16 protein-coding genes are annotated in these 13527 nt (G+C 65.8%); 10 read left to right on the top strand and 6 right to left on the bottom strand.

What is annotated here, in order from left to right; translation table 11 throughout:
• Positions 1-47 precede the first annotated feature (47 nt).
• From urtE to F3I16_RS06030, 7 genes are all read left to right on the top strand, one after another.
• On the top strand, positions 48-746 hold the full coding sequence (gene urtE / locus F3I16_RS06060; RefSeq protein ID WP_160492795.1) for an urea ABC transporter ATP-binding subunit UrtE: 699 nt from the start codon (positions 48-50) through the stop codon (positions 744-746).
• A gap of 112 nt (positions 747-858) precedes the next feature.
• Complete coding sequence (locus tag F3I16_RS06055) at positions 859-1692, top strand: urease accessory protein UreD (RefSeq protein WP_160492794.1); 834 nt, start codon at positions 859-861, stop codon at positions 1690-1692.
• A complete protein-coding gene (ureA, locus tag F3I16_RS06050; RefSeq protein ID WP_160492793.1) occupies positions 1692-1994 on the top strand; it encodes an urease subunit gamma in 303 nt (100 codons plus the stop codon). The genes F3I16_RS06055 and ureA overlap by 1 nt, the downstream gene beginning before the upstream one ends.
• Positions 1991-2509: a GNAT family N-acetyltransferase gene (locus F3I16_RS06045; RefSeq protein ID WP_160492792.1), complete on the top strand. Its 519-nt coding sequence runs from the start codon at positions 1991-1993 to the stop codon at positions 2507-2509. The genes ureA and F3I16_RS06045 overlap by 4 nt, the downstream gene beginning before the upstream one ends.
• A complete protein-coding gene (locus F3I16_RS06040) occupies positions 2506-2811 on the top strand; it encodes an urease subunit beta (protein ID WP_160492791.1) in 306 nt (101 codons plus the stop codon). The genes F3I16_RS06045 and F3I16_RS06040 overlap by 4 nt, the downstream gene beginning before the upstream one ends.
• Positions 2811-4511 carry an urease subunit alpha gene (gene ureC / locus F3I16_RS06035; RefSeq protein ID WP_160492790.1) on the top strand — a complete coding sequence of 567 codons (1701 nt, stop codon included), beginning with the start codon at positions 2811-2813 and terminating at the stop codon, positions 4509-4511. The genes F3I16_RS06040 and ureC overlap by 1 nt, the downstream gene beginning before the upstream one ends.
• Before the next feature lie 154 nt (positions 4512-4665).
• Positions 4666-5166 carry a transposase gene (locus F3I16_RS06030; RefSeq protein WP_160492920.1) on the top strand — a complete coding sequence of 167 codons (501 nt, stop codon included), beginning with the start codon at positions 4666-4668 and terminating at the stop codon, positions 5164-5166.
• A gap of 101 nt (positions 5167-5267) precedes the next feature.
• On the opposite strand, the gene F3I16_RS06025 is transcribed toward F3I16_RS06030, so the two are convergent.
• Positions 5268-6128 (bottom strand): DMT family transporter, encoded by an 861-nt coding sequence (locus F3I16_RS06025; RefSeq protein WP_372239596.1) that lies wholly within the window; start codon positions 6126-6128, stop codon positions 5268-5270.
• A gap of 154 nt (positions 6129-6282) precedes the next feature.
• Here F3I16_RS06025 and F3I16_RS06020 point away from each other — a divergent pair, with 154 nt between their 5' ends.
• The gene (locus F3I16_RS06020; RefSeq protein ID WP_160492789.1) at positions 6283-6759 is read left to right on the top strand and encodes a YMGG-like glycine zipper-containing protein; all 477 of its coding nucleotides are present in this window, start codon (positions 6283-6285) and stop codon (positions 6757-6759) included.
• On the opposite strand, the gene F3I16_RS06015 is transcribed toward F3I16_RS06020, so the two are convergent.
• The 3 genes from F3I16_RS06015 to F3I16_RS06005 all read right to left on the bottom strand — a co-directional run bounded on the left by F3I16_RS06015 (position 6760) and on the right by F3I16_RS06005 (position 9112).
• Positions 6760-7026 carry a DksA/TraR family C4-type zinc finger protein gene (locus F3I16_RS06015; protein ID WP_160492788.1) on the bottom strand — a complete coding sequence of 89 codons (267 nt, stop codon included), beginning with the start codon at positions 7024-7026 and terminating at the stop codon, positions 6760-6762.
• Positions 7027-7099: 73 nt separating this feature from the next.
• The gene (locus tag F3I16_RS06010; RefSeq protein WP_160492787.1) at positions 7100-7963 is read right to left on the bottom strand and encodes an oxaloacetate decarboxylase; all 864 of its coding nucleotides are present in this window, start codon (positions 7961-7963) and stop codon (positions 7100-7102) included.
• A gap of 396 nt (positions 7964-8359) precedes the next feature.
• Positions 8360-9112 (bottom strand): ABC transporter substrate-binding protein, encoded by a 753-nt coding sequence (locus F3I16_RS06005; protein ID WP_160492786.1) that lies wholly within the window; start codon positions 9110-9112, stop codon positions 8360-8362.
• A 242-nt stretch (positions 9113-9354) separates the two neighbouring features.
• On the opposite strand from F3I16_RS06005, the gene F3I16_RS06000 reads away from it, so the two are divergent.
• The gene (locus F3I16_RS06000; RefSeq protein ID WP_160492785.1) at positions 9355-10620 is read left to right on the top strand and encodes an Hsp70 family protein; all 1266 of its coding nucleotides are present in this window, start codon (positions 9355-9357) and stop codon (positions 10618-10620) included.
• Positions 10621-10712: 92 nt separating this feature from the next.
• Positions 10713-10913 (top strand): hypothetical protein, encoded by a 201-nt coding sequence (locus F3I16_RS05995; RefSeq protein WP_160492784.1) that lies wholly within the window; start codon positions 10713-10715, stop codon positions 10911-10913.
• A gap of 74 nt (positions 10914-10987) precedes the next feature.
• On the opposite strand, the gene hisC is transcribed toward F3I16_RS05995, so the two are convergent.
• Positions 10988-12043, bottom strand: coding sequence for a histidinol-phosphate transaminase (gene hisC, locus F3I16_RS05990; protein ID WP_160492783.1), 1056 nt, complete (start codon positions 12041-12043; stop codon positions 10988-10990).
• A gap of 55 nt (positions 12044-12098) precedes the next feature.
• A complete protein-coding gene (gene hisD / locus F3I16_RS05985; RefSeq protein ID WP_160492782.1) occupies positions 12099-13409 on the bottom strand; it encodes a histidinol dehydrogenase in 1311 nt (436 codons plus the stop codon).
• Between the last annotated feature and the right edge of the window lie 118 nt (positions 13410-13527).

The raw sequence follows: 13527 nt of genomic DNA, 5'->3' as shown, positions 1-13527 counted from the left end.
GAGGGCTGGCGGCGCCAAGCCACAAGAACAGAAACAAGGACATCGACATGCTGCAAGTCCAACAACTGCACCAGTACTACGGCGGCAGCCACATCCTGCGCGGCCTCTCCTTCGAGGCCAAGGTCGGCGAAGTCACCTGCCTGCTCGGCCGCAACGGCGTGGGCAAGACCACCTTGCTGAAATGCCTGATGGGCCTGATCCCATCCAAGGAAGGCGCCGTGCAATGGGAAGGCAAGTCGATCACCGCGTTCAAGCCACACCAGCGCGTGCACGCCGGCATCGCCTATGTGCCACAGGGCCGTGAGATCTTCCCGCGCCTGACGGTGGAGGAAAACCTGCTAATGGGCCTGTCACGTTTCCCCGGCAGCCAGGCCAAGGAAGTTCCGGCCTTCATCTACGAGCTGTTCCCGGTGCTGCTGCAGATGAAGCAACGCCGCGGCGGCGACCTCTCCGGCGGCCAGCAGCAACAGCTGGCTATCGGCCGCGCGCTGGCCAGTAAGCCGCGCCTGCTGATCCTCGACGAACCCACCGAAGGCATCCAGCCCTCGGTGATCAAGGAGATCGGCGCGGTGATCAAGAAGCTCGCCGAGCGCGGCGACATGGCCATCCTGCTGGTCGAGCAGTTCTATGATTTCGCTGCCGAGCTGGCCGACCAGTACCTGGTGATGAGTCGCGGCGAGATCGTCCAGCAAGGCCGCGGCGAGACGATGGAAGCCGATGGCGTGCGCGGACTGGTGGCGATTTGAACCGCCATCCCGTAGGTTGGGTTGAGGAGCACAGCGACGAAGCCCAACAGACCTTCCGGCGACACGTTGGGCTGCGCAAGCTCATCCTAACCTACGGACTCGGTTGCCCGTTATGAACGCTCCCGCCCACCTGTTCACCCCCAGCTGGCATGCCGAGCTGGAGCTCGGCTATGCGCGCCAGGGCGATGCCACGCGGCCCGTGCAGCGCCGCCACCTCGGCCCGCTGCGGGTGCAGAAACACCTGTACGCCGAAGGCCCCGAGGTGTGCCAGCACATCATCGTCCACCCACCGGGCGGGATTGCTGGGGGTGATCGCCTGCACATCAGCGCCAGCCTCGGCGAGCACGCCTGGGCCCAGCTGACCAGCCCCGGCGCCGCCAAGTGGTACCGCGCCGCCGGGCCGGCCTATCAGCAGCTGGAACTCAAGGTCGGCGCTGGCGCCACCCTGGAATGGCTGCCGCAGGAAACCATCGTCTACGCCGGCGCCCAGGCCGAGCTGAGCACCCGCATCGACCTCGAAGGCGACGCCCGTTTGTGCTACTGGGACATGGTCGCCCTCGGCCGCCCGGCTGCCGGCGAGCGCTTCGACAGCGGGCATTTCCAGGCGCACCTGGATATCCGCCGCGACGGCCAGTTGCTCTGGCACGAGCGCCAGCGCATGAGTGGTGACGACGGCCTGCTCGACTCGCCGATCGGCCTGGATGGCCAGCCGGTGTTCGCCACCCTGCTGATCAGCGGCGAACTCTCCGCCGAACTGCTGGAACGCTGCCGCACCCTCCCCAGCCCGGTGCGCGGCGACCTCAGCCAGCTGCCGGGCCTGCTGGTCGCCCGCTGCCTGGCCGGCGAGGCGCTGCATGCCCGCGCCTGGCTGATCGAACTCTGGCGCCTGCTGCGCCCTGCCTTGCTCGGGCGCGCCGCCGTGCCCCCTCGTATCTGGAGTACCTGATGGACCTTTCGCCCCGCGAGAAAGACAAGCTGTTGATCTTCACCGCCGGCCTGGTCGCCGAGCGGCGCCTGGCCCGTGGGGTCAAGCTCAACTACCCGGAAGCCATGGCCTATATCAGCGCCGCCCTACTCGAAGGTGCCCGCGACGGCCAGACCGTGGCCGAGCTGATGCACTTCGGCACCACCCTGCTGAGCCGTGAGCAGGTGATGGAAGGCATCCCGGAAATGATCCCGGAAATCCAGGTCGAGGCCACTTTCCCGGATGGCACCAAGCTGGTCACCGTGCATCAGCCGATCCCATGAGCATTTCAATTCGCGACGCCCGCGACAGCGACCTGGAAGCCATCCGCGACATATTCAACGACGCCGTGCGGAGCACCACGGCGATCTGGATGGACGCCACCGTTGACCTGGCCAACCGCCAGGCCTGGCTGGCCGCACGCCGCCAGCAAGGCTACCCGGTGCTGGTGGCGGTGGATGCCGAGGACAGCGTGCTCGGCTATGCCGCCTATGGCGACTGGCGGCCCTTCGACGGCTTCTGCAACACCGTGGAGAACTCGCTGTACGTGAGCGCCGAGCAGCGCGGCCGTGGCCTCGGTGTGCTGCTGCTCGGCGCCCTGATCGAGCGCGCCCGGGCGGGCGGCAAGCATGTGATGGTCGCCGCCATCGAGAGCGGCAATAGCGCCTCCATCGGCCTGCATCAGCGCTTTGGTTTCACCATCACCGGGCAGATGCCCCAGGTCGGCCGCAAATTCGGGCGCTGGCTGGATCTGACCTTTATGCAGCTGATCCTTACCCCCGAGAGGAGCGCGCCATGATCCCCGGCGAATACCAGATCCAGGACGGCGAGATCGAACTCAACGCCGGCCGCCGCACCCTGAGCATCACGGTGGCCAACAGCGGTGACCGGCCGATCCAGGTCGGCTCCCACTTCCATTTCTTCGAGACCAACGATGCGCTGACATTTGACCGCGCTCCGACCCGAGGCATGCGCCTGAATATCGCCGCCGGCACCGCCGTACGCTTCGAACCGGGCCAGTCCCGCGAAGTCGAGCTGGTCGAGCTGGCCGGTGACCGTCGCGTCTACGGTTTTGCCGGCCGCATCATGGGAGCGCTGTGATGAAGATTTCCCGCCAAGCCTACGCCGACATGTTCGGCCCCACCGTCGGTGACAAGGTGCGCCTGGCTGACACCCAGCTGTGGATCGAGGTGGAAAAGGACTTCACCACCTACGGCGACGAAGTGAAGTTCGGCGGCGGCAAGGTGATCCGCGATGGCATGGGCCAGAGCCAGCTGTGCGCAACTGACGTGGTCGACACGGTGATTACCAATGCGCTGATCATCGACCACTGGGGCATCGTCAAGGCCGACGTCGGCTTGAAAGGCGGGCGCATCGCCGCGATCGGCAAGGCCGGCAACCCGGACATCCAGCCGAACGTGACCATCGCCATTGGCGGTGCCACGGAAGTGATCGCCGGCGAAGGCATGATCCTCACCGCCGGCGGCGTCGACACCCACATCCACTTCATCTGCCCGCAGCAGATCGAAGAAGCCTTGATGAGCGGCACCACCACCATGATCGGTGGCGGCACCGGCCCGGCCACCGGCACCTACGCCACCACGGTGACCCCGGGGCCGTGGCACATGGCGATGATGCTCAAGGCCGCCGATGCCTTCCCGATGAACATCGGCTTCACCGGCAAGGGCAACGTCTCGCTGCCCGAGCCTTTGATCGAGCAGGTCAAGGCCGGCGCCATCGGTCTGAAGCTGCATGAAGACTGGGGCACCACCCCGGCGGCGATCGACAACTGCCTGAGCGTGGCAGACCAGTACGATGTCCAGGTGGCCATCCACACCGACACCCTCAACGAGTCCGGTTTCGTCGAGACTACGCTGGGCGCCTTCAAGGGCCGCACCATCCACACCTACCACACCGAAGGCGCCGGCGGCGGCCATGCGCCGGACATCATCAAGGCCTGTGGCTTCCCCAACGTGCTGCCCAGCTCGACCAACCCGACCCGGCCGTTCACCAAGAACACCATCGATGAACACCTGGACATGCTGATGGTCTGCCACCACCTCGACCCGAGCATCGCCGAGGACGTCGCCTTCGCCGAAAGCCGCATCCGCCGCGAGACCATCGCCGCCGAGGACATCCTGCATGACCTCGGCGCGTTTTCCATGATCAGCTCCGACAGCCAGGCCATGGGCCGTGTCGGCGAGGTGATCACCCGCACCTGGCAGACCGCCGACAAGATGAAGCAGCAGCGCGGCGCTCTGCCCGAAGATGCCGCGGGCAACGACAATTTCCGCGTGAAGCGCTACATCGCCAAGTACACCATCAACCCGGCGATCACCCACGGCATCAGCCACGAAGTCGGTTCCATCGAAGTGGGCAAGTTTGCCGACCTGGTGCTGTGGCGCCCGGCGTTCTTCGGGGTAAAACCGACTCTTATTTTGAAGGGTGGCGCCATCGCCGCCAGCCTGATGGGCGACGCCAACGCCTCGATCCCGACCCCGCAACCGGTGCACTACCGGCCGATGTTCGGCAGCTACGCCGGCATGCTGCATGCCACCAGCCTGACCTTTATCAGCCAGGCCGCCTTCGATGCCGGGGTGCCGCAGCAGCTCGGTCTGCAGAAGCAGATCGGCGTGGTCAAAGGCTGCCGCACGGTGCAGAAGAGCGATCTGATCCACAACGACTACCTGCCGGACATCAAGGTCGACCCGCAGAACTATCAGGTCAAGGCCGACGGCCAGCTGCTGTGGTGCGAGCCGGCCGAAGTGCTGCCGCTGGCGCAGCGCTACTTTCTGTTCTGACGCCTCGTTCGTTGGGCTTCGCTGCGCTCAACCGCAACCTACGGTCATGGGGCTCAACCAACCCGTAGGTTGGGTTGAGCCGCGCAGCGGCGAAGCCCAACACAGCGCACTGGTCTACGCTAGAAACGTCTTCTTTTCACCATGGACGGTGAACATGCGTTATCGGCGTGCCAAGGTGCCGGGTGGCACCTATTTCTTCACGGTGGCCCTGGCCGACCGCTCTCAATGCCTGCTGACCGAGCATATAACGGCTCTGCGCCAGGCCATGCGCACCGTGCGCGCCAACCATCCCTTCGAGATCCTGGCGATGGTGGTGCTACCCGAGCATCTGCATTGCATCTGGCAATTACCGCAGGGCGACCTCAATTACCCAACCCGCTGGGCCCTGATCAAGCCAGCATTCAGCCGCCAGATCGCTGCTGGCGAAAGCGTTAGCCTGTCACGCCACCTCAAGCGCGAGCGCGGAATCTGGCAACGTCGCTACTGGGAACACTGCATCCGCGACGAACAGGACCTGCAGCGGCACATCGATTACATCCACTACAACCCGGTCAAGCACGGTTACGTGCAACGTCCGATCGACTGGCCTTTTTCCTCCATTCACCGCTATATCCGACAGGACCTGCTAACGGCCGATTGGACGGTGCAAGCGTAGGTTGGGTTGAGGCGCGCAGCGGCGAATCCCAACGTAGCCGCGCACAAGACACCGCCCGTTGGGCTTCGCTGCGCTCAACCACAACCTACATCAAACCCAACCTACCGGGTCCGCTGCCCCCAGGCCAAGGCCGCGCCGCTGAGGATGATCACCGTCATGCCGAGGATCGACCAGGCATCCGGGGCATGGTCGAAGAACACCAGGCCGAGCAGCGTGGCGGTGACGATCTGGCCGTAGGTGAACGGCGCCAGGCTGGCCGCGCTGGCGAAGCGGTAGGCGTGGGTCAGCAGCATGTGGCCGGTCATGGCGGTGGCGCCCAGGGTCGCCATCAACAGGCCATCCACCAGGCTCGGCGTCTGCCAGGCCCAGGGCAGTAACACGCTCATGCTCAGGGTGCCGACCAGGGCAGAGAGGAAGTTGCTGGTGGCCGGGTGGTCGGTCGCGCTCAGCCGCCGGGTCAGCAGCTGATACAGGCCGAAGCAGAGCGCCGCGCCCAGCGGCAGCAGGATCGCCGGAGTGAACAGCGCACCACCGGGACGCACGATCAGCAGCACGCCGAGCAGGCCGCAGCCCACCGACAGCCACAGGCCGCGGCTGATGTGCTCTTTCAGCCAGGTCGCCGACAGCACGATGACCACCAGCGGCGCGAGGAAGATTACCGCCGTGGCTTCGCCCAGGGGGATAAAGCGCAGCGCGCTGTAGAACAGTAGGGTAATCGCCACCAAGCTCAGGCCGCGCACCAGCTGCAGCCAGGGCCGTTGGGTGCGCACCAGGCTCCAGCCCATGCGCGGCGCAAACAGCGCCAGCATCAGCACGCTCTGTGACAGGTAGCGCAGCCACACCACCAGCAGCACCGGATACACCGCCGTGAGGATCTTCGACAGCGCATCCTGGCTGGCCAGCAGCAGGCCGGAACAGAGGATCAGCAGTATCCCCAGCCCCGGACGAGAGGTGTTATGCACAGAAGGTAACCCGACACATAATTAGCAAGCTATCCATATTACTGAACGGCCGCCCAGCCTGACCAGCGGGTCGAGTCTTTTATTGACCGGCGGCCATGCACCCGGGCAGTCGAGGACTAAAGTCAAAGGTACCTCCACTGCGCGAGATACCCGTATGCCTTCCCTCAAGCCCCTCTCGGCCAGCACCGCCTTCCTGCTGCTGTTCAGCCTCGGCCCGGTGCACGCCGAAACCCTGGTGCCGTTGAACGGCCAGACCCAGCAACAGATCCAGAGTGATATCGCCGCCTGCCAGAGCCAGGCCGCCGGCAGCTCGACCAGCACCAGTGACAGCGGGAGTGACGGTGGCGGCCGGCTACGTGGCGCGGCTGCCGGGGCAGTGGCGGGTGCGGCGGCGGCCGAGGTGCGCGGCGAACGCCACGAAGAGGCCTATGACCGGGTGGACGATGATGTGAAACAGGAATACCGGCAGGACCAGGCACGCGAGGCCGCAGCCGTCGGCATGGTGGTCGGTGGCTCCCGCGACCGCAGGGATCGGCGTGACGACAGGCGCACGACCGAGCAGACGGCCAGTACCTCGAGCTCGGCCTACTCCAGCTGCATGCAGAGCCGCGGCTACTCGATCACGCCCTGATCAGCGCAGCTGGCTGTCCTTGCTGCCGCGCCGGTTGTAGCCGGCGAACTGCGCCTGCTCCTGGTCGTGCTCGCTCTGGCAGGCCACGCACAGGCGCACCCCGGGTACGGCTTGGCGCCGGGCTTCGGGAATGGCGGCGGCGCATTCCTCGCAATGGCTCAGGCTCGCACCGCGCGGCAGCCGGCTGCGCGCTCGGGCGACGGCATCCTCGATGCTGCTGTCGATCTGTTCCTGCACCGCGCCATCGCTGCTCCAGCCACCGGCCATGACAACCTCCCGCCTCGCTACTGCCCTGTCACAGTTATGCGCAGGCGCGCGGCGAATTACCAGTGCAGTTCGTCTACTCCTGCACGTCCATGTACTCGCGCGCCCAGACGATGTAGTCCTCGGGCCGGGTGTACTTGTGGGTCAACTCGGTGGCGCTGTGCGCACTGGCGGCGATGCCGCGTTGCTCGCGCAGGCAGTCGTAGGTGGCCTTGATCGCGGCGAAATAGGCGGCATGGCCGTCGACCACGATGCGTACGCCGAGGCTGGCCAGGCGGGCGTCGTCGCGCAGCGAGGGGTTGCCGTAGCTGACCAGCATCAGCGGCACACTGAGGTTCTGCGCGATCAGCTCCAGATGGGCGAAATCGCGCACCCCGACCATGCAGATGGCATCGGCCCCGGCGGCCTGGTAGGCCAGGGTGCGGCGGATCACCTCGTCGACATCCAGCACGCCGGCATGGGTACGGGCGATGATCGCCAGGTCGGGATCGACCCGCGCCTCCAGCGCCGCGCGGATCTTGCCGACGCCTTCGTCGATGCCGATCAGGTCGGTGGACTTGCGCCCGAACTGGGCCGGCAGCAGGGTGTCTTCCAGGGTCAACGCGGCGATGCCGGCACGTTCCAGCTCGACCACCGTGCGCATCACGTTGAGCGCGTTGCCGTAGCCGTGGTCGGCATCGGCGATCACCGGCAGGCGGGCGACCCGGCCGATGCGGGTAGCCTGCTCGACGAACTCGCTGAGGCTGATCAGGGCAAAGTCCGGCGCCGCCAGCACTTGTAGTGAAGCTACAGAACCACCCAGGATACCCACCTCGAAACCGAGGTCGGCGGCGATCCGCGCAGACATGGGATCGAACACGGATGCCGTGTGATAGCAGGAATTAGCTGCAAGAAGTGCGCGAAACTGCGCTCTAAGGTCGTGATGTGAAGCTCTTTGCATGGTCTGCACTACAAGTCGTTGTCTGCTCTGAAGGATCAATTATGTAGCAAAACTACAAAAGCATCCATGCACCAAGATCTCCATATAGCCCCATCAACCTTGCACCCAGCTTTCAGCAACGAAGCAAAGGCCATATCCCGCTTACGCACTGCCGCAGGCTGCCCACCGAGGTCCGGCGAGCCTGCCCCGCCTGCCGGGCCCGCGCTCGACGCCAACCGACCCGTGCCAAAACACGGGGCGACCCTGCCAAGCTGAATCAGACCCGGCGCCACTACCCGTACCGATGACCCGGCAGCCGTTCACCGACGTTGCGTGGCAACTGTCGCGACCCGATCGCCGACAAATCCATTCCCACGCCAGGCCCGATGAGCGCCGTGGCACGCCACCGGGCATTTCCTATTGCGCGGGCTCTGCGGAGCCGGGTTCAGGCAGCCAGCGCTGCCGGATCTGCATGAGGCTACCGTCCCGGCGCATCCCATCAAGCTGCCGCTGCCACTCGGCGATCACCGCGGGGGCGGTCTGCCTGGAAAACGCGATGTAATAATCGGACTTCATGAAGCTCAGGTGGGCCTGCACGTCATCGGTGCTCAGCCCGCCGGCGGCCAGCTCCTCGCGCAGGGTCACGTCCTCGGCGGCGATCAGCTTGACCCGGCCGTGCTTGAGCATGATCACCATCTGCCTGGAGTTGGGCACGCCGTAGAGGTTGGTGAAGCCCATGCGCTGCAGGGTCTCGAAGCTGTACCACTGCTTGGGCAGGGCCAGGGTGCCGCTGTTGGCGACATCCTCCAGGGTATCGATGCGCAGGTTGCTGGACTTCAGCGAATAGAAGCGCGTGGTGCCCTGCAGGATCGGCCCCACCCACTGGAACAGCGGCTCACGCGCCTCGGTTCGGACCATGGAGAACAGCGCCGTGTCGGGCTCGGTCTTGACCAGATGGTAGGCCCGCGTCCAGGGCAGCAACTCCATGTGCACGGCATGCCCGGTGCGCTGCACCAGCATGCGCACCACTTCCACCGAGTAGCCACCCAGCCTGCCGTCGCGGCGATAGCTGGTCGGCGGTGCCTCCTCGGTCAGCAGCAACAACTCGGCCGAACCCGGGCTCGGCAGAACCAGGCCCAGCAGCAAGCCGGCCAGCAGCCATGCACGCATTGTCGCCTCCTCCCCGTTCAGTTCAGCCTAGCCCATGTCGACGCACTTGCCGGGCGGCCATGAGGGTCGGCCAAGCCAGGCCTGGCCAGCGGCGATCCATGGCTTGCAGGTGTCAGTCGGCATTCGTCCCGCATCCCCCAGCCCGGCATGACGCGCCCCGACACACGGGTGCAGATTCCCCGAGCACGACGCGCCGCTCTCGCATAAACTGCGCGGCCGTTTTTTCCCGGAACCGCTGCAGCATGAGTCTCGATCTTCCCGCCAATGCCCTGGGCATCGACTTCGGTACTTCCAACTCCACCGTCGGCTGGTGGCGCGCAGGCGTCGAGCCGCTGCTGGAACTGGAAGACGGCAAGATCACCCTGCCCTCGGTGGTGTTCTTCAACACCGAGGAACGCCGCCCGGTGTATGGCCGCCTGGCCCTGCACGAATACCTGGACGGCTACGAAGGCCGCCTGATGCGTTCGCTGAAGAGCCTGCTGGGCTCCAAGCTGCTGAAAAGCGAAACCACCGTGCTCGGCAGCGCCCTGCCGTTCCGTGATTTGCTCGGTTTCTTCATCGGCGAGCTGAAGAAGCGTGCCGAAACCTTCGCCGGCCGCGAGTTCGAACAGGTGGTACTGGGTCGCCCGGTGTTCTTCGTCGACGACGACCCGGTCGCCGACCAGGAAGCCGCCAACACTCTGGTGGCGGTGGCCAACAAACTCGGTTTCAAGGACGTGTCGTTCCAGTTCGAACCGATCGCCGCGGCCTTCGACTACGAACGCACGGTGACCCGCGAGGAACGCGTGCTGATCGTCGATATCGGCGGCGGCACCTCGGACTTCTCGCTGATCCGCCTGTCGCCGGAACGCCGCGACCAGGCCGACCGGCAAAGCGACATCCTCGCCACCGGCGGCGTGCACATCGGCGGCACCGACTTCGACAAGCAGCTCAGCCTGGAAGGCGTGATGCCGCTATTCGGCTATGGCAGCCGGATGAAGAGCGACGCTTTCATGCCGACCAGCTACCACCTCAACCTGGCCACCTGGCACACGATCAACGCGGTGTACGCGCAGAAGTCGCAGCTGGCGCTGCAGAACATGCGCTACGACATCGTCGACCCGAGCGGCATCGACCGCCTGTTCAAGCTGATCGAGCAGCGCGCCGGGCACTGGCTGGCCATGCAGGTGGAAGAAGGCAAGATCGCCCTGACCGAGCACGACCAGCACCGTATCGACCTGCAACGGGTCGAGAGCGGCCTGCAGGTTCTGCTCGACCGGCCGCTGTTCGACCAGGCCATCGGCGGCCTGCTGGAGCGGGTCACCGCCAGCGTCGCCGAGCTGCTCCAGCAGGCCGGGGTGAAAGCCGAGGAGATCGACACGGTGTTCTTCACCGGCGGCTCCAGCGGCATCCCGGCCCTGCGCCAGAGCATCTGCGCCCTGCTGCCGAATGCCCGCGCCACCGAAGGCAACACCTTCGGCAGCATCGGCAGCGGCCTGGCCATCGAGGCGAAAAAGCGCTACGGCTGATTCAGCCGAGCAATCCGGCCAGCTCGACGCGGCGACTGGCCGCGATGCCCGAGGCAGGCTATGGTGACGCCCTACCCTTGCCGGAGCCCGCCATGCGTACAGCCCTCATTTCTGCCTTGCTGATCCTCGCCCTGAACGGCTGCGACGCCGGCGCCACCGCGACCACCGCCGTCCTGCAGGCCGAACAAGCCAAGCAGGCACAGCAGCAGATGGACCAGCTCAAACAGCAGATCGACCAGGCCAACGCCCAGAGTCAACAGCGCCTGCAGCAGCTGGAACAAGAGTCGCAGTAACGACGGGCTTCGCGGCTGAAGCCGCTCAAGCGACTCAGCATGAAAAACGGCACCTTTGGGCGCCGTTGTCTATTTCAGAGAATCTGTCCCAGGGCATCCAGCAACGCCTGGCTCTGCTCCGGCGCACCGATGGTGATGCGCAGGAACTGGGCAATGCGCTGCTGCTTGAAGTGCCGCACGATCACCCCGTGCTCACGCAGGGCCGCGGCCAGCTCGCCGGCATCGCGCTGCGGGTGGCGGGCGAAGATGAAATTGGCGGCCGATGGCAGCACCTCGAAACCCAGGCCAGTCATGGCGGCGACCAGCGCCTCGCGGCTGGCGATCACCGCCTGGCAGGTCTGCTGGAAGTAGGCCCGATCCTCGAACGCCGCCGCCGCACCGGCAATCGCCATGCGGTCCAGCGGGTAGGAGTTGAAGCTGTTCTTGATCCGCTCCAGCGCCTCGATCAGGTCCGGGTGGCCCACCGCCAGGCCGACGCGCAGGCCGGCCAGGGAGCGCGACTTGGACAGGGTCTGGGTCACCAGCAGGTTGGGATACTGGTTCACCAGGCCGATCGCCGTTTCGCCACCGAAGTCGATATAGGCCTCGTCGACCAGCACCACGGTGTCCGGGTTGGCCTTGAGCATCTGTTCGATGGCCGCCAGGCCCAGGGCACAGCCGGTCGGCGCATTGGGGTTGGGGAAGATGATGCCGCCATTGGGCCGCGCGTAGTCTTCCACGCGGATCTGGAACTGCTCATCCAGCGGCAAGGCCTCGTAGGGAATGCCGTACAGGCCGCAGTACACCGGGTAGAAGCTGTAGGTGACATCCGGGAACAGCAACGGCCGGCCGTGCTGGAACAGGCCGTGGAAGGCGTGCGCCAGCACCTCGTCGGAACCGTTGCCGACGAATACCTGGGCGGTGCTCACGCCGTAGTAGTCGGCCACCGCCTGTTTCAGGCGATCGCTGTTGGGGTCCGGATACAGGCGCAAGCTGTCGCCCAGCTCGGCCTGCATGGCGGCGATCGCCTTGGGCGACGGGCCGTAGGGGTTCTCGTTGGTATTGAGCTTGACCAGCTTGGCCAGTTTCGGCTGCTCACCCGGCACGTAGGGCACCAGGTCCTTGACGAAGGGGCTCCAGAATTTGCTCATCTGCCCTTCTCTCCTCGATTCTTGAGTAAGGCGCGCGCGGCGCGCCTGCGAAAATTCAGTTCTTGATGCGGTACTCGGCGCTGCGCGCATGCGCAGTCAGCGACTCGCCGCGGGCCAGCACGCTGGCGACCTTGCCCAGCTCCGACGCACCTTCTGCCGAGCAGTGGATGATCGACGAGCGCTTCTGGAAGTCGTACACGCCCAGCGGCGAGGAGTAGCGCGCGGTGCCGGAGGTCGGCAACACGTGGTTGGGCCCGGCGCAGTAATCGCCCAGCGCTTCCGCGGTGTAGCGGCCCATAAAGATCGCGCCGGCATGGCGGATCAGCGGCAGATACTGCTCGGGGTTTTCCACCGACAGCTCCAGGTGCTCCGGGGCGATGCGGTTTGCCACCTCGATGGCCTGGGCCATATCGGCGACCTGGATCAGCGCGCCGCGGCCTTCGAGAGAAGTGCGGGCAATCGTTTCGCGCTCCAGGGTCGGCAGCAGCTTGGCGATGCTTGCGGCGACGCGGTCGAGGAAGGCCGCATCCGGGCTAACCAGGATCGACTGGGCGTCTTCGTCGTGCTCGGCCTGGGAGAACAGGTCCATGGCGATCCAGTCCGGATCGGTCTGGCCGTCGCACACCACGAGGATTTCCGACGGCCCGGCGATCATGTCGATGCCGACCTTGCCGAACACGTGGCGCTTGGCGGTGGCCACATAGATATTGCCCGGCCCGACTATCTTGTCCACCGGCGGCACGCTCTCGGTGCCATAGGCCAGCGCGGCCACGGCCTGGGCACCACCGATGGTGAATACCCGGTCGACGCCGGCGATGCAGGCGGCGGCGAGGACGATCTCGTTGATCTCGCCGCGCGGGGTCGGCACCACCATCACCACTTCCGGCACGCCGGCGACCTTGGCCGGGATGGCGTTCATCAGCACCGACGACGGATAGGACGCCTTGCCGCCCGGCACATAGAGGCCGGCGCGGTCCAGCGGGGTGACCTTCTGCCCCAGCACCGTGCCGTCGGGCTCAAGGTAGGTCCAGGAATCCTGCTTCTGCCGCTCGTGGTACAGGCGCACGCGCTCGGCAGCCTTTTCCAGGGCGCTGCGCTGCTCGGGGGTGATGCGGGTCAGGGCCAGCTCCAGGCGCTCGCGCGGCAGGATCAGGTCGGCCATGGCGGCGACGTCCAGGCCGTCGAACTGCTTGGTGTACTCGACCAGGGCGGCATCGCCCCTGCTGCGCACGGCCTGGATGATCTCCAGCACGCGCTGGTTGACCGCGTCGTCCGACACGCTTTCCCAGCTCAGCAGATGATCCAGATGACGAGCGAAGTCCTGGTCGGCGGCGTTGAGTCGGCGGATGGCGATAGGTACGGTCATAGCGGGCCTCATGATTGGCAAATGCTCAGGCGCCCGTAGAGTACCAGCCGCTCCGCGCGGGCACCTGAGAATTCTGGCTATGACACGGATAGGCGGGCGCGACGCGATGTCGCGCTAG

Source organism: Pseudomonas sp. L-22-4S-12, from assembly GCF_009799935.1.
Taxonomy (GTDB): domain Bacteria; phylum Pseudomonadota; class Gammaproteobacteria; order Pseudomonadales; family Pseudomonadaceae; genus Aquipseudomonas.
This window is presented reverse-complemented; position numbering and strand designations above follow the sequence as displayed.

Bases quoted from the DNA above. Each gene is read 5' to 3' on its own strand.
- urtE (WP_160492795.1), top strand. From the start codon at position 48: ATGCTGCAAGTCCAACAACTGCACCAGTACTACGGCGGCAGCCACATC.
- F3I16_RS06055 (WP_160492794.1), top strand. From the start codon at position 859: ATGAACGCTCCCGCCCACCTGTTCACCCCCAGCTGGCATGCCGAGCTG.
- ureA (WP_160492793.1), top strand. From the start codon at position 1,692: ATGGACCTTTCGCCCCGCGAGAAAGACAAGCTGTTGATCTTCACCGCC.
- F3I16_RS06045 (WP_160492792.1), top strand. From the start codon at position 1,991: ATGAGCATTTCAATTCGCGACGCCCGCGACAGCGACCTGGAAGCCATC.
- F3I16_RS06040 (WP_160492791.1), top strand. From the start codon at position 2,506: ATGATCCCCGGCGAATACCAGATCCAGGACGGCGAGATCGAACTCAAC.
- ureC (WP_160492790.1), top strand. From the start codon at position 2,811: ATGAAGATTTCCCGCCAAGCCTACGCCGACATGTTCGGCCCCACCGTC.
- F3I16_RS06030 (WP_160492920.1), top strand. From the start codon at position 4,666: ATGCGTTATCGGCGTGCCAAGGTGCCGGGTGGCACCTATTTCTTCACG.
- F3I16_RS06020 (WP_160492789.1), top strand. From the start codon at position 6,283: ATGCCTTCCCTCAAGCCCCTCTCGGCCAGCACCGCCTTCCTGCTGCTG.
- F3I16_RS06015 (WP_160492788.1), bottom strand. From the start codon at position 7,026: ATGGCCGGTGGCTGGAGCAGCGATGGCGCGGTGCAGGAACAGATCGAC.
- F3I16_RS06010 (WP_160492787.1), bottom strand. From the start codon at position 7,963: ATGCAAAGAGCTTCACATCACGACCTTAGAGCGCAGTTTCGCGCACTT.
- F3I16_RS06005 (WP_160492786.1), bottom strand. From the start codon at position 9,112: ATGCGTGCATGGCTGCTGGCCGGCTTGCTGCTGGGCCTGGTTCTGCCG.
- F3I16_RS06000 (WP_160492785.1), top strand. From the start codon at position 9,355: ATGAGTCTCGATCTTCCCGCCAATGCCCTGGGCATCGACTTCGGTACT.
- F3I16_RS05995 (WP_160492784.1), top strand. From the start codon at position 10,713: ATGCGTACAGCCCTCATTTCTGCCTTGCTGATCCTCGCCCTGAACGGC.
- hisC (WP_160492783.1), bottom strand. From the start codon at position 12,043: ATGAGCAAATTCTGGAGCCCCTTCGTCAAGGACCTGGTGCCCTACGTG.
- hisD (WP_160492782.1), bottom strand. From the start codon at position 13,409: ATGACCGTACCTATCGCCATCCGCCGACTCAACGCCGCCGACCAGGAC.